19 protein-coding genes are annotated in these 19,631 nt (G+C 69.0%); 16 read left to right on the top strand and 3 right to left on the bottom strand.

The features are described 5' to 3' along the window. Window positions 1-525 precede the first annotated feature (525 nt). The 13 genes from ABZ896_RS29730 (at window position 526) to ABZ896_RS29670 (ending at window position 12,955) form a co-directional block, all read left to right on the top strand. Entirely contained in the window at window positions 526-1,194 is a 669-nt protein-coding gene (locus ABZ896_RS29730) for a hypothetical protein (protein WP_360935819.1), read from the top strand. Between the two features lie 228 nt (window positions 1,195-1,422). Continuing rightward, window positions 1,423-1,731: a hypothetical protein gene (locus ABZ896_RS29725; protein ID WP_360935816.1), complete on the top strand. Its 309-nt coding sequence runs from the start codon at window positions 1,423-1,425 to the stop codon at window positions 1,729-1,731. Then, on the top strand, window positions 1,728-2,549 hold the full coding sequence (locus ABZ896_RS29720) for a hypothetical protein (RefSeq protein WP_360935813.1): 822 nt from the start codon (window positions 1,728-1,730) through the stop codon (window positions 2,547-2,549). Before ABZ896_RS29725 ends, ABZ896_RS29720 begins: the two co-directional genes overlap by 4 nt. A 23-nt stretch (window positions 2,550-2,572) precedes the next feature. Continuing rightward, window positions 2,573-4,012 (top strand): putative T7SS-secreted protein, encoded by a 1,440-nt coding sequence (locus ABZ896_RS29715; protein ID WP_360935810.1) that lies wholly within the window; start codon window positions 2,573-2,575, stop codon window positions 4,010-4,012. A 5-nt stretch (window positions 4,013-4,017) separates the two neighbouring features. Then, window positions 4,018-4,518 (top strand): hypothetical protein, encoded by a 501-nt coding sequence (locus ABZ896_RS29710; RefSeq protein ID WP_360935807.1) that lies wholly within the window; start codon window positions 4,018-4,020, stop codon window positions 4,516-4,518. A gap of 218 nt (window positions 4,519-4,736) precedes the next feature. Continuing rightward, window positions 4,737-5,276 carry a hypothetical protein gene (locus ABZ896_RS29705; protein WP_360935805.1) on the top strand — a complete coding sequence of 180 codons (540 nt, stop codon included), beginning with the start codon at window positions 4,737-4,739 and terminating at the stop codon, window positions 5,274-5,276. Between the two features lie 270 nt (window positions 5,277-5,546). Next, complete coding sequence (locus ABZ896_RS29700) at window positions 5,547-5,930, top strand: hypothetical protein (protein ID WP_360935802.1); 384 nt, start codon at window positions 5,547-5,549, stop codon at window positions 5,928-5,930. An 86-nt stretch (window positions 5,931-6,016) separates the two neighbouring features. Next, window positions 6,017-8,209, top strand: coding sequence for a DUF6571 family protein (locus ABZ896_RS29695; protein WP_360935799.1), 2,193 nt, complete (start codon window positions 6,017-6,019; stop codon window positions 8,207-8,209). 62 nt (window positions 8,210-8,271) lie between these two features. Then, window positions 8,272-8,868 carry a hypothetical protein gene (locus tag ABZ896_RS29690; protein WP_360935796.1) on the top strand — a complete coding sequence of 199 codons (597 nt, stop codon included), beginning with the start codon at window positions 8,272-8,274 and terminating at the stop codon, window positions 8,866-8,868. 71 nt (window positions 8,869-8,939) lie between these two features. Further along, complete coding sequence (locus ABZ896_RS29685) at window positions 8,940-9,938, top strand: hypothetical protein (RefSeq protein WP_360935793.1); 999 nt, start codon at window positions 8,940-8,942, stop codon at window positions 9,936-9,938. A 268-nt stretch (window positions 9,939-10,206) separates the two neighbouring features. After that, window positions 10,207-10,368: a hypothetical protein gene (locus ABZ896_RS29680; protein WP_360935790.1), complete on the top strand. Its 162-nt coding sequence runs from the start codon at window positions 10,207-10,209 to the stop codon at window positions 10,366-10,368. Further along, window positions 10,365-11,495 carry a WXG100 family type VII secretion target gene (locus tag ABZ896_RS29675; RefSeq protein ID WP_360935787.1) on the top strand — a complete coding sequence of 377 codons (1,131 nt, stop codon included), beginning with the start codon at window positions 10,365-10,367 and terminating at the stop codon, window positions 11,493-11,495. The genes ABZ896_RS29680 and ABZ896_RS29675 overlap by 4 nt, the downstream gene beginning before the upstream one ends. 467 nt (window positions 11,496-11,962) lie before the next feature. Continuing rightward, a complete protein-coding gene (locus ABZ896_RS29670; RefSeq protein WP_360935784.1) occupies window positions 11,963-12,955 on the top strand; it encodes a hypothetical protein in 993 nt (330 codons plus the stop codon). 74 nt (window positions 12,956-13,029) lie between these two features. Here the strand turns inward: ABZ896_RS29670 and ABZ896_RS29665 are convergent, their stop codons facing one another. Beyond that, on the bottom strand, window positions 13,030-13,440 hold the full coding sequence (locus ABZ896_RS29665) for a hypothetical protein (RefSeq protein WP_360935781.1): 411 nt from the start codon (window positions 13,438-13,440) through the stop codon (window positions 13,030-13,032). A 401-nt stretch (window positions 13,441-13,841) separates the two neighbouring features. Between ABZ896_RS29665 and ABZ896_RS29660 the strand changes: the two genes are divergently transcribed. Next, on the top strand, window positions 13,842-14,159 hold the full coding sequence (locus ABZ896_RS29660) for a hypothetical protein (RefSeq protein WP_360935778.1): 318 nt from the start codon (window positions 13,842-13,844) through the stop codon (window positions 14,157-14,159). A gap of 84 nt (window positions 14,160-14,243) precedes the next feature. Here the strand turns inward: ABZ896_RS29660 and ABZ896_RS29655 are convergent, their stop codons facing one another. Then, window positions 14,244-15,962 carry a PQQ-binding-like beta-propeller repeat protein gene (locus ABZ896_RS29655; RefSeq protein ID WP_360935775.1) on the bottom strand — a complete coding sequence of 573 codons (1,719 nt, stop codon included), beginning with the start codon at window positions 15,960-15,962 and terminating at the stop codon, window positions 14,244-14,246. 419 nt (window positions 15,963-16,381) lie between these two features. Next, entirely contained in the window at window positions 16,382-17,959 is a 1,578-nt protein-coding gene (locus tag ABZ896_RS29650) for a hypothetical protein (protein ID WP_360935772.1), read from the bottom strand. A 435-nt stretch (window positions 17,960-18,394) separates the two neighbouring features. Between ABZ896_RS29650 and ABZ896_RS29645 the strand changes: the two genes are divergently transcribed. Both ABZ896_RS29645 and ABZ896_RS29640 read left to right on the top strand, forming a co-directional pair. After that, window positions 18,395-19,189, top strand: a complete 795-nt coding sequence (locus ABZ896_RS29645) for a hypothetical protein (RefSeq protein WP_360935769.1) — start codon at window positions 18,395-18,397, stop codon at window positions 19,187-19,189. 120 nt (window positions 19,190-19,309) lie between these two features. Continuing rightward, entirely contained in the window at window positions 19,310-19,597 is a 288-nt protein-coding gene (locus ABZ896_RS29640; RefSeq protein WP_360935766.1) for a hypothetical protein, read from the top strand. Window positions 19,598-19,631: the final 34 nt, after the last annotated feature.

Here is a 19,631-nt window from a genome sequence, read left to right as displayed (position 1 = left end):
ATGCCGTCGCTGTGTGCTGGGTGCAGAGCAGTGCGCTTAGTTCTCGGCTCGCTGTCGCAGACTGCGTTCGCGTAGACCCTGAGTGTTTTCTGTCGTGCGTTCTCTCTCACGGACATAGTTCGAGTTGCAGCGTGCCGAGAACTGTGAGGGGTTGGCGCACGGCACTGTTTCGGGGAGGGCGCCCCGTATGCAGTGGATTTCCGTGATGGGTGATGTGAAATCTTCGTGAGGGTAGGTGGCTGTGGCGGCCCCACCGAGCTGTCGTTCCGGGTTTGTCCAGGCGCTCTGGGCCTAGTGCCGGCTGTGTCGACGGTTGGCTGACGGGAGTTGACGGTCCTTCACAGGGCGTGACGGTCGGGTGCGGGCGGGCCCCCGTTCGCTGATTGAATGATCATGAAAGATTGCCCGCAACCGAATACCACGGGGGTATTTGTGCACACGCACGTCCTTTCCTTCCGGCGCGCTGCCATCGCGGTCTTCTCCGCCGCCGCAGTGGTGTCTCTCGCGGCTTGCCAGAGCGACGCCGTGAAGTCCGCGAGTGGGGCCGACGGTTCGTCGGCGAGTGCGAAAGCCAGCCCCGCCGCCGAGCCGAACGGCGTCGAGAAGCTCTCCGCCAAGGAGATTTACGACACGGGGACGAAGACCAACGCCGAGGCGGGGTCCTTCCACGAGAAGATGTCCCGTGCGGGCGCGACCAGCGACCTGCGGCTCTCCGCCACGGGGTGCGTCGGTACCGTCGACGTGGCCAAGAGCGGCTCCTTCCAGGTCGTTCGCAAGGGTGCCGAGGTCTGGGCCAAGCCCGACTCGAAGTTCGCCGACGGGATGAACGAGGCGCTCGGCGAGAAGCTGCTCTCCACCGACAAGTGGCTCCACGGGACGACGAGCAACGTGCTGATGCAGAAGCTCGGCAGCTGGTGCCACCAGGAGCAGTTGACCGCGCCCGACAAGCTCGACGCGGACACCAAGGTGACCAAGGGGAAGGTCACCACCGTGGACGGTCAGCCGGCGGTGTCCGTCGTCCTGGCGTCGAACGGGGAGTCGGTCACCTGGTATGTGGCGACCACGGGCAAGCCGTACTTCTTCAAGGAGGACAGCACCCGCGACGACATGCCGGACATCGCGTACTCCGACTTCGGTACGACGGTGGACGCGCAGGCGCCCTCCGGCTCGGTCGTGGAAGCCCCGAAGGAGTAGTCGTCCTCGGTCGTGATCACGGCAGATCGTGATCACCGCGTCTCGTGGTCGGCGCAAGGTCTGCCGGGTGTCTGCCGGGCAGACCTCGCGTCCGGGCCGCCGTCTCGCGTGAAGACGCTGTGTCCATGCCGGGGCGCGTGCGGTGCCGGGTGACCTCATCGGTACCATCGCCAGCTGTTTCTTCGGCCCAGGTGCCGACACGCGACAGCAACGGGGAGCACAACAAGGATGCCCGGCTATTACAAGGTCGAGTTGGAGGCGCTCGCGCGGCTCGTGACGCAGCTCGGGGAGTCCGCCGACGACATGCGTTCGGCGATGAAGCAGCTCAAGGACATCGGTCCCAAGGGTTCGGGCTACGCCGACCTGGAGGCGGCCTGCGACGAGTTCCAGGACAGGTGGGGCTACGGGATCGGGCTCATCGCCGACGCCACGTCCGGTGTCACCGACGGTCTCTCGGAGTCCCGGAAGGTCTACGAGACTCTCGAGGAGCAGATCGCCCAGGCGTTCACCCCGTCGGGGAAGGCTGACGGGAAGTGACCTCCACACCGGACCCCTCCACACCGGACCCCACCGCACCGGACCCCTCCATACCGACCCCGCCGACATCGGACCCCGCCCCCAGGACATCCACCCCACCGGCGTTCCACTTCCAGGTGCAGTCGGAGTTCCACCAGATCCCCCTCGGCCTGGCCACCGAAGGCCCCGCCTTCGACGCCGACATGGCCGCGTTCGCCCATGACTACTGGGGTGACCAGGAGGAGCGGGAGCCCCTGCGCCTGCTCACCGCCGCCCTGTACGGGGCGAACGCGCAGCACCTGGCGGCCGAGGGGGCCGTCTACAGCGCGATCGGAATCTTCCCCGTCGGCGGCACCGCCGACGGCACTGAGCCACCCGAGCGGGTCAGCCGCTGCACCCTGCTCGTCAGCGTCCAGGACCTCGACAACCCGGATCCCATGCTCGCGGCGGCCGGTATCGCAGAGACGCTGGCGCGCGGCCAGGACGGGGGAGACGTGCTGCCCGTTCGGCTGCCGGCCGGACCCGCCGTCGTACACGTGGCAGGCACCCGTTCGGTCTGGGAGCTGCCGGAGGGCGAGCAGGAAAGATTCTCGGTGCGTACGGAGATCTGGGTGCCCTTCCCCGCGGAGGACCGGGTCCTCCTGATGTCGCTCAGCACCGCCGACGTCCAGGACCTGTACACGTACCAGGCAGTCCTGGCCGACATCGCCGACACCGTCGTATTCAAAAACGACGACCTCGACGGCAACGACGGCGGTGACGAGGACGGGGCGCGGCCAGGCGACCGCGCGCCCCTCCCCGCCGCGGCCACCACCCCCACCCCCACCCCGTTCGGCTGACCGCGTCGAGGAGGACGTACACGATGAGCACACAGACGTACGACGCGCTCGGCTTCGATCCGGCACCAGGTGTGCCGGCGTCGGTGGAGCAGCTGGTCACCACCCTCGGCAGGGTGGGCAACCAGTTGAACGACGTCCACGGCACGCTCACCAAGGTCGGGAAGTCCGACGGCGTGTGGGAGGGCGACGCGGCGTCCGGCTTCGCCAAGAAGGTCGGGGAGCTGCCGAAGTACCTTGCCGACGGCCACAGTTCGCTGATCGATGCCGCGCAGGCCCTGAACCGGTGGCACTCCCGGCTCACCGACTTCCAGACGCTCGCCGCGCGGTACGAGCGGGAGGCCGAGGAGGCCCGCCGTCTGCTCGAGGAGGCGCAGGCCAACCCCGACCTCCTCCTCGCGGGGAAGACCTTCGACACCGAGGCGGCACTGGACAACGCCCAGCGGCGGCTCGATCACGCGGTCGGGCGGGTCGACGAGGCCACCGGCGAGTTGAACGCCGTCATCAAGAAGGCCCAGCAGTTGCTGAGCGACCACGAGGAGGCGGCCCGGGCCGCCGCCGAAGCCATCCGCAGGGCCGCGGAGGGTGCCCCGGACAAACCCGGTCTCTTCGACCGGTTCATGGACGCGCTCGACGGGCTCGGCGACAGGATCAAGGACCTGGCCGGGGACATCTGGGAGTGGATCCAGAAGCACGCCGACACGATCTACAAGATCGGTGACTGGCTGGGGATGGCCGCCGCCGCGTGCGATGTGCTGGCCATCGTGTTCTCCGAGACGGTCATCGGCGCTGTGGTCTTCGAGATCGCGGGCCGGATCCTGAACGCCGGGGCGCTCGGTTTCCACGCGGCGGGCTGGGCGGCCGGCGCGCAGAAGGGCTCCTGGCTCGACATCGGCCTCGACATCGCGGGATTCGTACCGTTCGGCGATCTCATCAAGGGCGGCAAGGTCGCCGTAGGAGCCTTCAAGGGCGTTGAGATCGGGGCCGATTCCTTCAAGGCGACCGAGCGCATAGCGGAGATCGCGGGGAAGGCCAAGAACGCCGAAGTGTTCCTGGAGTCGAAGAAGTTCCTGGGCATGTTCGGTGAAGGTAAAGCGGTATACCGGGTCACGGCCGATTCCGTCAAGGACCGGCTGGCGATGGCCACGGAGCGGGTCTTCGGTGACGCCACACGATACGAGAGGCCGCTGACCAGTCCCGTCAAATGGGCGGACGAGCATCTCTTCCCGAAAATCATCGACCATACTCCGCTGGGTAAGATCCCTGGTCTGGCGGACGCCGTGAAGCTGGGCGAGAACGGCAAGACCTTCATAGACCCCACCTCGTGGGTTTCGCGTGGAGCCGAGACCGCCTACCGCGGATACAAGTTCGTGGAATCGGCGGAGACGGCTTTCTCCGACGAGGTGCACGGCAAATACGAGAAGTACAAGGATCTGGCCCATCGAGGGCTGGAGGCATTCGGATGAGCAGCATGACCAGTGGATTCACCAAGAAGTGGGAGCCCAGAGCGGCCAAGTCGGCGCTGCGGATCTGGACGCGTTATTGCGTGCAGTGGGTGTGGGGTCCCGTCGTCTGGGTGGTCGCCCGGATCCCGCTCCTCCTGCTGGCCGTCCTCGAAGTGGAGGTCCAGGGGTCGGGTACGGGGCGTGCCCGCAAGCCGAGGTGGCGGCGCCGGATCTGGGTCGACAGGGAGCGGCTGCGCCTGGAGCGGATCCGTGATCCGCACGAGCAGGAGCGCGAGTTCCGGCAGTTCCTCGCGGACCACTGCCTGAACTGCGTGCCGCCGCGTCCCGGGGCGCCGATCCCGCTGCCCTGCTCCGGCGGCAGGCACCGTCTCGACGTCGACGACTGCTACTACAGGCTGCTCGGCGCGCGGCGAGCCCTGGAGATCGCGCACGGCGAGTTCGGGTGGGTGCTGGTCGAGGGCGCCGAGGCGAAAGTGCCCGGCTGGCTGCGGCTGCGGTGTCCGTGAGCGGCCCGATCGAGGAGGCCGGATCCGGGCCGGGAGCGGATCCGACCACGCGTCCGTGGGACCGGGCCGCTTCATCGCCGTACGCCCGGATCGAGCCGCCGGATCCCCGGTACGCCTTCGTGGTGCGGCCGGGCACTCCGGTTCCCGGAGGAGCCCGGCCCGGGGCGAGAGCGACGTCGACGATACGGCTCTGGCGTGCCCGACCCGAGGACGTCCCGTTGGCGGAGGTGCGCGGGAGCGGTCCGCCGCCCGTTCCCTTCTCGGTCTACGGCGGCCAGGACGGCGGACCGATGTGTTCCGTCGAGATCGCCGGGCCGGACGCGTACGACGTGTACGCGGCCGACGGCGCGCCCCTGGCCCGGATCACGCGTCGTGCGGGCAGGTTTCTGCCGTGGCCGCGCCGGATCCGGTGGACGGTTCGGCTTGCCGACGCGCCGGGCCCCGACGGTGTGCCGACGCCCGCGCCCCGGTCTTTCACGGGCCGGGTGGGGAGCTGGTACTCCTGGGCGGCGTACGTCCTGACCTTCCCGGCCTGGTCGCTCCTTCTGCTCTGGATGCTGGTGTACTCGCTGTTCGAGGGAGACACGAGCGACCTCGGTCTGAACGGCCCGACACGTACCCGGTGGCGTACAGCCGGAGTCGGTGTCGCCCTGGACTACCGGGGGATCAACCAGGTCTACCACCTCGATCCCCGGCGGCTCGACGTCCGCGTCGCCTACGCCCAGGCGGTCCTGCGGAACCGGACGTGGACCACATGAAGGCCGCGTTCGCCGAGCAGGTCCCCCGATGGCGCCGGGCCTTCGTGTGGTGATCATGTGGTCATTGCGGTGGTGTTCTCCGCGGCCCGGAATGGCCGGTCACCCAAAGGAGGATCCGGTATCTTCGGCCCGTTGATTGGCATGTCCTCGCCTAGGTCGCAGGGTGCGTGAGCGCCCCGGACATGCCCGCCACTTTTCACAACGGGGATGGGACAAGGGATGAGTACTCCCTTCGATGGGCCGCAGCGCGGCGGAAGTACGCAGACGCGCTTGAACTCGCTGCCCGCTGAAGGCGGCGGGGGCGGTGGTGGCGGAACCACCAACGTCGAGACGCAGCGCCTCGACGAGTCCGCCAACGCCCTCGTCGAACTGCGCGGTGACACCGAGAACGTCGACAACACCGCCGACGACGACACGCTCAGCGCGGTCAGGGGTCTGAACAAGCACACCGCTCCGGGACCGCCCGACGCGGGTTCCTGGTCCACGGCCGGCTCCCTGATGACGATGGACCTGCGTTGGGGCAACCAGGTCGCGAACCTCAAGCGCATGCTCCAGGACATCAGCGACAAGCTCCACACCACCACCGGGCACTACACCCGCACCGAGCAGGAGGAGCAGGCCCGGCAGAACTCGATCAGCACGCCCTTCGGGTGAGCCGCCGCCCGGGCCGTGGCCGCCGTGCCACCCGCGCCGCCCGGGCCGCCCATCGAGTCGAACCCCGTCACTAGGAGCAGTCGCACATGGTGTCCATCCCCTACCTCGACAAGGCCGACCTCGGCCCGCTGGCCGACGCCGCCGCGTCCTGGAAGGCACTGCCGGCCAAGTACGAGGCGCTGCAACGCGAGTTCGAGCAGCGCGTCATCAACCACCTCAAGGGCCACTGGGAGGGCGAGGCCGCCGACGCCGCCTTCGTCACCATGGGCAAGGCCCGCACGGAGTACGAGAACGCCGCCACCGAGGCCGACCGCATCGGCAAGCTGCTGCTGGACGCGCACGGTGAATTCGCCGCCTCCCAGAAGCAGTTGCACGCCCTGCTCGACGAAGCCCGCAGCGACCACTACAAGGTGTACGACGACGGCCGCGTCGAGGACGTCGACCCGCGCCAGGACAGCCCAACAGCCTCCGGTACGCCGGGACTTGCCGAGGAGCGCAAGAAGAAGCTGGACTCGCTCGTCTCCCGGCTGACCAACGTCCTGGCAGCGGCCACCGCCGCCGACGAGGCGGCCAGCGCGGCCCTGGAGCGCGATGGCAACGGAGACAGCCAGGGCTTCAACACCAGCGTCTACACCACTCTCGACGCCGTCGAGGCCGATCAGGCCGCCGCCCTCATGAACAAGAAGGACCGGCTCAGCGAGGCCGAGATCACCAAGCTCAACCTGCTGCTGGCCGCGAACAAGGACGACCCGGAGTTCTCCCGCGACTTCGTGAAGAAGACCAGCGCGGACACCGTCCTGAACAAGTACAACGAGCTCATGAGCCCGCCGGCCGGGACCACGCTCTCCAAGGCGCAGCTCGCCCAACTCAAGGAGCTCAAGGCGAACTTGGGCACCACGATCGGCACGGCGACCACGTCGGACGACAAGGGCGCGCCGGACAAGGACATCACCAGGTTCCAGAACGACCTCCTCAAGGCAGGCCAGCGCGACTTCAACGCCAACCCGTCCGAGTCCCCGTACGGCCTCAGCGGCTACCAGCTCACCAGCAGCCTGATGAGCGAGGGCAAGTGGGACAAGGAGTTCCTCCAGGACTACGGCGACGCCCTGATCACCGCGGAGAAGAACGGCGCCAACGCGGGCCAGAACCCGGACGCGTACTGGGGTTACCCACGCTCACTGGGTTCCACGAACATCGGCGCGCTCGACCCGATGGCCGGCTACATGGACGCCCTGGGCCACAACCCGGACGCCTCCACGGAGTTCCTCACCTCCGACGCCACGATCAACGGCGAGAAGGTCGACCACCTCGACTACTTGCTGAAGGACCGGCACTGGCCCGAGGGCCCGGGCTACACGGGTGACTCCGGGAACCCCAGCGGCTACAACAACCTCGGCCACGCGCTGGAATCCGCCACCAGCGGCCGCTCGTACGACGACGAGGGCGCCGCACCGGTGAAGCACACGCCCGAGCGCGCGGCCCTGATGAAGGAGGTCGTGGACACCATCGGCGGCGACCCGAGCCTGGCCAGCGACTCACCCCGGGACGCAATGCGCGACAGCCTGGGGAACATGACGGCGGAGTACATGGCGGATGTGCAGGGCGCCATCGCCAACGAACAGGGCACGATCAAACCCTTCGGGGCGGACGCGCACCTCGACATGGGCACGCTGGAGCCGTTCATCTCGACGGTCGGACGGGACCCTGACGCCTATGTCGCGATCACCGAGGCGTCGAAGGCCAACACAGCCATCTGGATGCAGGAGGTGGCCAAGGGCGATCCGTCGAACCTGACTGCCGCGATGGAGAATGTCACCTATCCCGGCGGCGTCGTGGCGGGATTTCTCAGCGACTCCCGTAACCAGGCCATTTTCGAAGAACATTCCGCCTCCGACAAGGACTTCAACGACGCCGTGGCTACCGGTGACAAATGGGTCGGACGTGGCCTTGGCATGGCGGTGGGCGCTGCGACGGGAACGGCTGCACCGATTGTGGGAACGATCGCCGGCTGGGCCGTCGAGGATATCCAGGCGATGGTGGTGGAACAGGTTCAGAAAGACACCACGGACGAAGCCAAGGGGGAAGCGGCCACCAAGTACGCCGAAGGCTGGAACGCCGTAGGGAAATCGAGCGCCGCCTCGGTGCGGGAAGCCATCGAGAACTCGGGGCGGCATATGTCGAAGGACGATCTCAACCAGCTGGCCGGCTCCGTGGAACAGGCCGCGAAGTCGGGGCATACAGCGGGGGCCACCTGGAACTCCTCAGTGAACGGACGGTGATCGCCGTGTTGTCCCGCGCTCCTCGGAGAACTCGCTACCTGATCGCGCTCGCAGTCACCGTGGTGGCTGCCGCAGGTTGCAGCAGCTCAGACGAGAAGACCAGCGACGAGAGCAAGCCGGTGTGTGGTGGCAAGCTCGAAGGAGAAGCCTTCCAGACGCTCGCCGGCGACAGCGGTGTCGTCGATGAGGACGTCGACAAGTTCTCTCCCACCAAGTGGACCGCGGTCGGCAGCTGCTACCTCTACGGCAAGAAGCACGCCGCGGAGATCGACTACCTCTTCCACTCGGACACCATTGACAACCTCGACAGGTACAGGTCTCCGGGCCCCTCCACCGTCAAGACCTTCAAGGTCGGTTCGACGACCGGATACCTGGAGCGGACCAAGGTCAGGGTGGCCGCGGGATATGTGCACCAGAACCGGGCGTGGCTGGCGCTGCCCTGCGCCATTCCGGGCGAGAAGACGAAGGAGCACGCCGTGCTGGAGATCGAGGTGAAGGAGCCGCCCCCGGCGCGGGACCTCGACGACTCGCTGACCAAGGCGTTCGTCTCCGCGCTGACCATCGCCACGGACTACCTCGATGACGACGTGTTCAAGTGCTCGGCGTCCCCCTCCGCGGCGCCGTCCGGCTCGGCCTCCCCGAGCGGGACGGGTGGCTGACGAACGGCATGCGTCTGAACCACAGGACTTTCCTACGGGGAAGAGGCGGGCGTCGGCTGATCGGGTCCGCGGTGACGCTTGCGGTGCTGGGCGCCGGTTTCTACGGATTCCAGCTCCAGTATCCGGCCACCCGGGTCGGCCGGGTGTGCAGCGGCATGCTCCCCGTCGACCCGGTACTGGATCTCGTGGGGAAGTCGAGGCTCACTCTGTCGGGCCTCGGATTCCACACGGCCAGTTGGAAGTTCGACGTTTCGGACGACGTGGCGGAGCCTCCCGGTCTGGCCACGCGGTGCAAAGTCGGCGGCGCCGAGATCGCTGTCGAGACTTCGGCAGGCGCCCTCAGCGCCTATGGCGCCTATACGTTCCAGAGAGATCAGAAGAGCTTTCCCGCACCACTGAACGCGGGTTGGCAGGGCCTGATGGTCACTGACGACGAGGAAGCCACCGCATCAGTGCTGCTCAACTGCAAGAACTGGGGGCCGGAGGAGGGCACCGGAATACTGGTCGAAGCCGGGTCGCCCTACGACACCGAAGTCACTGAAGCCGTACGCCTCAAGCTCGCCCGCGTGGTCACCGGAACGGCGCAGCGTGCGGCGGAGAAGACCGGGTGCGTGTCGGAGCCGGGAGACGCGGACGGTCTCACCGCGCCTTCTGCCGCCGCCAGGACCGTGCCGGCAGGTGAGGCCACGGGGACCTGTGAGGGGATGACCTCCGCGCGGACGGTGCGCGAGACCGACGTAGGAAAGTCACCGGTCGAAGAGTGCCTCCTCGTCGGTGGTCTTCAACTCACCGCCGCGTACGGCCCCTTCAGCGATGTGTCCGACGCGGTCGTCGATGGCGAGTACGGGGGTCACGACACCCCTTCCGGGATCGACAGCGACACGGCGTGGGCGTCGGCAACGTGCAAGGGCGCCCTGGGGATCGGGTACTACCACGCCACCCCGGTCGAGGAGAGCGACCGCCGGTTCACCTCGAAGCCCCTCACCCCGAGCGAACGGGCCGATCTCCAGCACTTCGCCGCGGAGTCGGCTTCCCGCCACGGATGCCGGAAACCGGCCGCGCTTCCGTAGACCGCAGCGGCCGCATGCGTGGCTGTGACCACCGGCGGGTTCGGCTCGTGTCCCTCCATCGTGTGCCGCTCCGTGACTCTTCGGGCGGTGGGCGGTTGAGGGTCGCGTGTCTCGTGACTTCTTCTTACATGCGCAGGCGTTGGGCCGGTTGGGGAACGCGTTCGGGTCGAGGGCGTACGACCTGGCCGGAGCGGTTCGGAGTTTTGAGGGGAGGACGGGGGCCGAGCAGATCCATGACGGCTTCGGGTTTCTGACGGAGTCCGAGGAAGTGACGTCCGCGTACGTCGAGTTGGCCGCGGAGATGGCCTCGACGTTGGGGAACCTGGCGCGTCACTTCGACGAGATCGGCCAGGCGCTCAAGACCAACGCGCGGAACTCCGAGGCGTCCGACGACGCGCTCGCCGAGCTGTTCCGTGGTGGGGCGCGGTGAGTGGGGAGGGGGCTGCCGAGAAGCTCTACGAGGCCGGGATCGAGGTCGTGAACCCGGGCGGGCGGCCGGACGTGCTGCGTGCGGCGGCCAAGGGCTGGCGGGTCGTCGGGGAGGAACTGGAGGAGGCGTACGGCGCGCTCGACCGGCAGGTGCGGGTGGTGCTGGGGGAGGAGTGGAGGGGGGAGTCCGCCGACGCGTTCCGTGAGCACTGGGAGAAGATCGGGGCGGCGGTCGAGGAGACGCTGCCGTTGTTCGAGCGGGCGGCGAAGGGGCTGGAGGAGGCCGCCGACAACATCGAGGAGATCAACGAGGAGATCCACCAGATCTACCTCGAGATCGGGGTCTCGATCGGGGCGTCCGTGCTCTTGTCCTTCGTCACGGTCGGGTTCTCGGCGGCGGCTGGGGTGGCGAACGCTCTGCGGTTGGCGGCGGAAGCCGCCGAAGCGGCGACGAAGTTGGGGCGGCTGTTGGCTGCCGCGGCTCGTATTTTCCGGGGCCTCCGCACCTTTGTGAGAGACAAGAAGGCGGTGGGCCTGGTCGTCGAGTTGGGAGCGCAGTGGGCTGCCGGAACGGGGTCCGGAGTCGTCACGAACCTCGCTACCGGGGAGGATCCCGAATTCGCGAACAACGCCGTCAACGGCGCGGTCGGCGCCCTCGGCGGGCAGTTCCTGTCAGGTCACCTGGCTTCGCGGCTCGGCGGGGGTCTGATCGCGACGGCCGTGGACGGCACGGTGGTGGGCGGCCTTTCCTCTGCGACCGGGGATACCCTCAACAACCTCCACAACAGGCAGCAGTTCGACGCTTCACAGATGGCACTCGGAGCCATGACGGGAGGCCTCAGCGGCGGAGCGGGAAGCACGGCAGTTCACCGGGCCACAGACGGCCGGTCACTGTCTCGGGCCCACAGTCTCACGGGGGACCTGGCCACCAATGCCCCCATCGGCTTCGGTCTGGGAGCCGTCGGCAACCTTGCCAAGTCCAGCGATGCCACGGTCAACGGCAATCCCAACGCGGACGCGGACAAGGACAAGCCCGGGGCGGCCGCTGGAGCAAGGAAGAGTGCGGGTGAGGATGCCAGATCCCTGCGGGAGCGGCCGGATCCACAGAAGTACGGGGCGTTCGGATGAGAAGTAAGTGGAACGAGGCCGAACCAGGGACCGGCGACCGTCACTTTCCGCGGTGCGGCAGGTTCGTCGCCGTGGCCGCTCCGGTGGCTCTTGTCGTGCTGATCGTGGCCTCGCTGTTCCTGGGAGCCACCCCAGTGCACGCAGTCGTCCTGGGGTGTTCGCTGACGACGCTGGCCGTATGCGTCGTGGTGTGGGGCGTGGCGGTGGTTCTCGGGGGAGGCCGATCCCGTCGCGAGACCTATCGATGGGCTGTTCAGGCCGCCTCGGCGACTCCGGGACACAGCGAGGGCGCCGTGCCGTCGCGATTGGGCGGAGCACGCTGGCCCTGGGGCCGACTGAGCAGCTTGTTGGTCACGGTGCCCACATTGGCGGCTCTGTGGGTGGCGCTTGCCGCCGCAGACGCGCGGGGCACCGGAACGAGCGCCGTTCTGGCCGAAGCGGGCGCAGTGATCGAGAAGCGCCCCATCGTGAGGATCGAGAACGAGGACGCGGGCTGGAGCCCTCGTTCCTCCGCTACGGCTGACTACACCGTCCTGCTCCCTTCGGGGAAGGTACGAGACACGGTGCCCGCGACATTCGAGGCGGCCACCAACCGGCGGAAGTCGATCGGCAGCGAACTGTACGTGGCGTACGTACCGGAGCGCCCGGAGCTAGGGGCCATCGGTGACGATCAGCGTGAGGACGTGGAGCGTCAACTCGCGGGTCGTGCAGTGCAGTTCGGGAACGGCTGGGTGATCGGTGGCTTCTGGGCGCTGATCACCCTCGCTCTGCTCATCGGCGCATGGCGGACCGAGAGCATCCGTCGCCCCGCCCGCACCGTCACCCCCGCCTGGCGCACCCTACGAGTCGCCGTCACTGGTATTGGACAGCACACCGAAGTGCCCCCGCCCGGTAGTCCTGAGGCGGCTGATGAAGAGAAGCGGCGGGAGAACACCCGGCGGGTGCGGGGACTTGTGCTGGAGGGGGGTGGGCGGGTGATTCCCTTTCACTCGCAGATGGGCGTTGACGTGGCCGGAGAGGTGCTGGCCGGTGCGCAGGGGTTGTTGCTCTGGGATCCTGGCCGGCGTCGAGGCCGGGACGTCCTCGCCGAGTTGGTGAGTGACGACGGCTGGCAGTTGCCGGGGGCGGTGCCGGTTCGGGTTGCCGAGGAGGTCGTAGCGGACGGGATCGCCGAGCCCGCGGACCCGGACCCCGAACGGCGGGTCCGGACGCTGGACCTCGGGGCGGGGTGGCTTGTCACCGCGTCCCTGCCGGGGGTCCTGGGGTTCGCGGCCGCGTTCGGCTGTCTTGCCGCTCTGCTGCTCGTCCCGGACGGTGGTGCTTGGCGGTGGTGGGTCGCGGCGGCGGGTGTGCTGGCCCCCGGAGTCGGGTTCACCGTGCAGGCGATGGCTCGCCTTGGTGAGAGCGACGGCGACAGTCAGAGTCATGGCGGCGAGGTAGTCGTACCGTCGAGCAGGTGAGCGCCCCCCACGCCCGACCGGCGGCGCGCCCCCACAGCCGGAGCGCGCCGCCGGTCGTCCTTGGACAGCGAACGTCAGGGGTGGCGGTGCCTGTTACCCGTCGCGTACGCCAATCCCCATGCCGTGGCCGCCGCGAGCAGTAGGCCCAGGGGGGAGAACCAGTCGATGCCGCCGGATGATTCGTCGTTCCACCAGGTCTTGAGGGGGAGGAGGGGCTCGGCGGTGAACAGGTCGATGGCGGCCTTGGGGGTTTGTTCCCACGCGAAGATCAGTGGGAGGGCGTTGGTGTAGCCGAAGAGCGCGCCCAGCGCCGCGATGATCGATCCGCCGATCCTCGCGCCGGCGTTACGACGGGCCACCGAGCCGACGAGGAGGCCGACGACCGCGCCATTGAGCAGCGCGTGGGCCAGGTAGAGGACGTTGGCCGTGGTGACGGACTGGTCCTTGTACGTGGCCACGATGAGACCGCTGTAGAGCAGCGACACGAGGACTGATGCGAAGAGTCCTAGGAAGAGCGCGCCGACTGGGTTTCCGCCGCCGCCCTCACCGGCGTTCGCCAGTTGACCGAGAGGCTGCGCCTGGAACGGCGGTGGCTGGTACGGCTGTTGCTGCGGCTGTGGAGGGACAGGTTGCGCGTACGGGTTGTACGGGTTCTGTGCAGGCTGGCCTGGCCACGGCGGTTGACCCGGCTGTGGCGGTGGCTGGTACGGCGGTTGGCTCACTGGATCCCCCGATGGCTGAAAGGCGCAGGAAAGGCAAGGTACCAGTGGGATCGGGAGGGGGGCGTGGGAGCACGAGAGGGCTCTGTGAAGGGAGTTGAGGGGGAGGCGATGGGGGCGTTTCGCGTCGAGAGGCGCCATCGCGATGATCTTGTAGCCTGGCGCGCATGCTGATGAACGACACGGGGGACAGCAGCCAGGAGAACCTGGCCACGAGTACCCCCTCACCTGCCCCTTCCCGGACCCCGGCGACCCTTCTCGCCGTCCTCTCCGCACTCGTCGTCCTGGCCGCCCTCGCTGTGGCGACCATGCCGGGTCAGAGTTCCACCATGGTCGCGGTGAACGGCGCGCTGGCCGTGGTCGCCGCCGCCGGAGTCCGGGCCGCCCTGCGCGCCCGTAACCACCCCGGCGGCAGGCTCAACTCCCTTGCGCTCGCGTGCGCGTTGGGCAGTGCCGTCGCGGTCGTTGTCCTGCGCCTGGTCTGAATCACCGGGTGCCCGCCCGAACGGACCGTGCCCGACCCTCACTTGAGAGTCGGGCACCGTCGCGTCGCTAGTCGCCAATCGTCGCTAGTCGCTCGTCGGGAGCGCCGCCAGCGAGTACGCCTTCTCGCCGTAGGAGACGTACGGGTTGGGCTCGGAGACGTAGAGCCGGTCGTCGTTCCAGTAGGGCCTGGCGAACACGGACATCCCCTTGTCGACGTCCGACGGGTACTCGACGAGCGTCTTCAACGCACCGTCCTTCGCGCCGAGTTCGACCAGCTCGGGTCCCTTGTCGTTGTCGTTGTTCGTCATGTAGGCGAGGATCCGGTCGCCGCCCGCGGCGGGCAGCGGGTAGAAGTGCCGCCACTCGACCGGCTCGGTCTTCCAGAGCTGCTTGCCGCTGTCGAGGTCGTAGGCGACCAGCAGCCCTTTCTCCTTCGCCTCGGACACCCCGATGACGAACGTGTCGCCGAAGACGCCGGCCTCCGACCAGGGGCCGCCCTCGGAGTCGCCGGTCGTGACGTACTCCGCCGGCTTGGCGGGGGAGAACTGGCTGCGCACCTTCCCCGTCTCGTCGTCGAGGGAGAAGAGGGCGTCCCCGTCGTCGCCGTGCCGGATCAGGACGATCGGGGAGGTCGAGATGACGTCGCCGCCGTCGATCTCGCCGAAGCTGTCCTCGGGGACCTTGTGGTGGTACGTCCAGCGCGGTTCCCCGGTGGCCGGGTCGATCAGGGAGACCTCGTCCCAGTTCTGGCCCCAGTCGGGGTCGTCGAAGTCGTTGACCTGGCAGCCGCGGACCCGGATCAGCGCCTTGCCGCCGGTGAACCGGCCGGTGCCGCAGTCCTCCGTCGCGAAGCGGCCCGGGTTCCAGGCCGTGGAGCCGTCGGCCGCCTTCAGCGCCAGCGTCACCTTGCCGGCGCTGACGACCACGACGTCGCCGGCCCGCGCGACCGACACGTCCTCCTTGGACGTGGAGTCACCTGGCTTCAGGTCCTTGTTCCAGAGTTCCTCGCCGGTGTCCAGGTCGTACGCCACGAGGTGGTCGCACGCCTTCCCCTCGCCGTACGCGACGATCCCGACGTTCCCGGAGGAGTTCTCCGGCGCGACGCACGCCTCGCTGCTGTCGCCGGGCAGCGCGGTGGCCCACAACTGCTTGCCGCCGGCGAGGTCGTACGCCTTCACGCCGTCGGTCAGGGTCTGGACCACGGCCTTGTCGGTGAACCAGGTGCCGCGCGTCTTCGCGCCCAGGATCGCGTCGTTGGCGTCTCCGTCCCGCTTGGGGGCGGCGACGCTCCACAGCACGTTGTTGCTCGCCGAGCCGACGAGCAGGTACCAGGCTCCGAATCCGGCCCCGCTCAGCACGAGTACGGCCATCACGAGCAGGATGACCATCCCGACCGGCTTCTTGCGCGCGCCGCCCGGCGGGGGCGCGCCGATCGGGCCGACGGGACCGACATGACCGGCGTGACCGTAGGGCTGGGGGTGCTGCGGGATGCCGTACGACTGCTGCGGGGCGCCTTGCGGCGGGGCCTGCTGCGGGAACCCGTACCCCTGCGGTGTGCCGTACGGCGTGGGGGTGTGGGGTGGCGGGCCGGGCGGGTTCTGTGGTGGCACGCCGACCGGCTGGGGCCCTCCCGGTCCGCCCGGTCCGCCCAGCCCTCCCGGCGGGGTCGGCTGAGGGGCGCCGCCGTATCCGTAGCCGTGCTGCTGCGGCGCGGGTCCCTGCGGGGGAGCCGGCGGCTGCGGGTAGCCGTAGCCCGGCGCGGGCGCGGGTGCCCCCGGCGGCGGATACCCGTACCCGGGCACGGGCGAGGACGGCTGCGACTGCCCGTACGCCGACGCGGACCCGACCGGGGGCTGTTGGGGTGGCCCCGGGACCGGCGGTGGACCCAACGGGGGCTGCAACGGCTGCCCTTGAACCGGCGGCGACCCGACGAGGGGTTGTTGCGACGGCCCCTGCACCGACGGCGGCCCGGCCGAAGGCGCCTGCCCCGGAACCGGCGGCGACCCAACCGGAGGCTGCTGCCCCGGCACCCCGTTCTCCGGCACCCCGTTCCCCGACACACCGCCGCTCCCCAGCACACCGCCGTTCCCCGGCGCCCTGCCGTCCCCCGGCGCCCCGCCACCCCCCTGCCCCGAGCCGCTCCCCCACGCGCCGCCACCGCCATACGCGCCGGCACCGCCCTGGGGTCCGCCACCCCCCTGCATCCCGTCTCCCGTCGTCATCAGCTGTTGCTCCTCACGTAACTCGCCCAGGCCGCCTGGAACTCGCTCTCCCCCATCCCCGTGGCCGTGCGCAACTGGGCGTCGAGGCGGTCGGGATGGCGGTAGTGGTCGGTGACGAAGCGGAGAGCCGCGGCCTCGCCGTTCTTCTCGGCGATGAAGCGGATCGCCAGATAGCTGACCGAGTAGTTGGTCGAGACCTCGTCGCCGACCCCCGGATCCGCGGGCAGCGTGCCGCTGAACTCCTTGCCGGTGACGTCGTTCTTGACGTTCCACGCCCCGAGCTCGCTGTCGAAGCGGAAGGCGACGTAGTCGGCGAAGCCCTCCACGACCCACCACCGCGTCCGCGACTCCTCGGCGAACCCGCCCGCGGACGCCTCCAGCGGCTGGACGATGGCGTGCGCGAACTCGTGGTGCGAGATCTCCTGGACGAGCTGGGGCCAGTACGTCTCGTTGGTGAACCGGCTCCCGGTCATGTCCATCTTGATCCGCGCACCGCCGTACTCCAGGTCCTTCTCCGTCCCGGCGAACCCGGCGTTGAAGGTAGGCATCGGCACGCTCTGGCCGGCCTCCCACTCCGCGGACTCCGAGCCGTAGAGAGAGGAGTAGGTCGCGCGGTCCCGCTCCAGGACCGCCACGAACCCGGTCGGCGTCTCGGTGCCCTCGGGACCGTTCGCCTTCCACATCTCGATGTCGTCCTTCGCCGCCTTCTCGATGTACGGCGCGAAGCGGTCCGTGTCGGCCGCGTACTTCTTGTCCGAGATGGTGAGCGTGTGGTCCTTCTTGACGACGTGCATGTCCTCGTAGAGGTCCCACGGCGCCGGATAGAAGACGTACCCCTTGGAGCCGTAGGCGCCGGGGGACGGGCCGACCCTGGTGATCCGCGGCTCGGCGTCCTTCGACTCCCGCTTGATGATCCAGCGGTACCACTCGGAGACCGGGCGGACGTCCACGTCCTGGATCTTGTGCACGAACGCCACGTCGAGGGCGATGGTCGCGCCGTCGCCGTACTCGTCGGTGCTGGTGCCGCTGGTCTTGAGGACCGCGTACTCGGCCTGCGCGAACGGGATCTTCCGCAGGTTCTCGTAGAGGTTCTTCTGGGTCTCCTTCGCCTTTCCGGTGAAGGGGGCGAGGTACGCGTCCTCGTCACCGCCGCGCAACGCCTCCGTACGGCCGTCCAGCAGCGCCTCGATGTCCTTCGAGCCGAGCAGCTGTTCGCCCTGGGAGCCGTCGGACGCGGTGGGCAGGTCGCCGCCGCCGAGCGCCCGGTACGCGGCGAGCCCGCCGACGCCGAGCACGGCCAGCACGGCGAGGACGACCACGCCGATGACGGCCTTCTTCAGCCCGCCCTTGCCCTGGCCGCCACCGCCACCGCCTCCGCCGGGAGGCTGCGGGTACGTCGGGGGCGCGGGCCAGCCCTGGGCGGGCGGATAGCCGTACTGTCCCGGCACGCCCTGCGTCTGCGACGGATACGGCGCCTGTGGATACGGCGTTTGCGGATACGCCCCTTGCGGGTACTGCCCCTGCTGTCCTTGCGGATACGCGCCGCCCGGCCCTCCGGGCGGCGGAGGATACGACATGGACTCCCACTCCCCCTGAACATCGATGGCGCGCGGGACGAGGACGTGTCCGCGCGGGCACAGGGGAGCCCATGGCCGCCAAGCCGGCAGTGAAATGGAGCGTTTCGCTCAGACGATCAACTTCAGCGTGTCCGCACGAGCGGTGACCCACCGCTCATGCCCCAGCCTCCCCGTTATGCACATGACACCCTACAAGCACGCCGGCCGCCCGCCGACACGGATCACCGGACACCGCGGACGTCGCGAAAAGGCCTGGTGGAGATGTTGTGGGCCCCTCGGGACGGCCCTCTCCGGGTGGCCCTGTCGCGTGAATGTTCTGTGGACGTCGCGGCGCCGGCCCGTCCACCCCCACCCGCCCCGCGACACACCCGACCCACCTTTGAGAGTCTGTCGATCGTCATCGTCATCGGCATCGGCATCGACAGTTGGGCGGCCATGAACCACAGCAGCCAGGATGGGGCCCCGCAGGGCCAGGCACCGGGACAGCCGCAATACCAGCCGCAATACCAGCCGCATTATCAACACCAGTATCAACAGCAGCACCAGCCGCAGCCCCCCGTCGCGAGGACCGCCGTCGAGGTCTCCCACCACAAGCGCCTGCGGCGGTACGACAAGGTCGGGCCCGGCGAGCCGACGGTCACCCTTCTCTCGGCGGACGAGGCGACGAAGGGCCACCCGCTCGCGTACGTCCACGTGCCGCAGGACGCCCCCAAGGGCGGCCGTCAGGCTCGCCCGCCGTTCACCGTCGGCGGCGCGGCCGGTGAACCGCTGTGCTCGGTACGGCCCGTGGGTGACGGCGTCTACGAGGTGTACGGCGCCGACGGCGTCCCGGTCGGCCGGATCACCCGGCGCGGCGGCCGCTTCCTGCCCTGGCCCCGTCGGGTGCGCTGGAGCGTGCGGTCCGCTCAGGGCGGCCGGCCGCTGGACGGCGAGGTGGGCACCCGTAAGGCATGGGCGGTGATGGTCCTGATCTCCCCGCTGTACTTCCTGTGCTGGGCGGTCATGGCCGCGCAGGGCGCGATCTGGCTGCTGCTCGGCGAGAAGGGCGAGGCGAAGAAGGAGGCCGCCTGGGAGCTGGAGCCCCCGACGTGGACGCGGTGGCGCGCGGACGGTGGGTCGGACGCCGCCATCGAGTACCAGACGGGCCGTGTCTACCGTTTCTCCACGACCGGACCGGATCCCCGCCTGGCGTACGCGCAGGCCGTCCTGCATGTGTGGGACCGGGCGTGACCAGCCACGTCGCGTCCCTGCCACGAATTGGCGACAGCGAACATCGCCCTGTAGGCCGGAAGTTGCCGCTCCTATAGTCTGACCGCCGGTCATCCGATCACGGTACGGGGAGGCACGGGGATGGCGGACTTCCAGATCGACACCGATCGCATGAAGACACTGATCAACAGGCTGGACCAGGTGGGCGACCGCATGCGGGGCGCTCAGGAGCGGCTCAACAAGGTGGGACCCAAGGGTCTGGGCACCGACGGCCTCGACAACGCCTGTGACGACTTCCAGGACGACTGGGGCGACGGCATCAAGCGCATCGCCGACGGCGCGAAGCAGCTGCACGAGGGCCTCCAGAAGACGCTTGAGTCGTACGAGTCGACGGACCGCGACCTTCAGAAGGGCTTCAGCCAGGCGTAGTTCCGGCCATCGGGGCTCCGGCGACTCGCAGACG

It is taken from the genome of Streptomyces sp. NPDC047072 (assembly GCF_040643855.1).
Lineage (GTDB): Bacteria > Actinomycetota > Actinomycetes > Streptomycetales > Streptomycetaceae > Streptomyces.
The sequence above is the reverse complement of the archived record's forward strand: the minus strand, read 5'-3'. Positions and strand labels throughout refer to the sequence as shown.

Coding starts and splice junctions, on each gene's coding strand:
- ABZ896_RS29660 (WP_360935778.1), top strand. CDS start 13,842: ATGCTGATGAACGACACGGGGGACAGCAGCCAGGAGAACCTGGCCACG.
- ABZ896_RS29650 (WP_360935772.1), bottom strand. CDS start 17,959: ATGTCGTATCCTCCGCCGCCCGGAGGGCCGGGCGGCGCGTATCCGCAA.
- ABZ896_RS29715 (WP_360935810.1), top strand. CDS start 2,573: ATGAGCACACAGACGTACGACGCGCTCGGCTTCGATCCGGCACCAGGT.
- ABZ896_RS29710 (WP_360935807.1), top strand. CDS start 4,018: ATGACCAGTGGATTCACCAAGAAGTGGGAGCCCAGAGCGGCCAAGTCG.
- ABZ896_RS29645 (WP_360935769.1), top strand. CDS start 18,395: ATGAACCACAGCAGCCAGGATGGGGCCCCGCAGGGCCAGGCACCGGGA.
- ABZ896_RS29725 (WP_360935816.1), top strand. CDS start 1,423: ATGCCCGGCTATTACAAGGTCGAGTTGGAGGCGCTCGCGCGGCTCGTG.
- ABZ896_RS29640 (WP_360935766.1), top strand. CDS start 19,310: ATGGCGGACTTCCAGATCGACACCGATCGCATGAAGACACTGATCAAC.
- ABZ896_RS29695 (WP_360935799.1), top strand. CDS start 6,017: ATGGTGTCCATCCCCTACCTCGACAAGGCCGACCTCGGCCCGCTGGCC.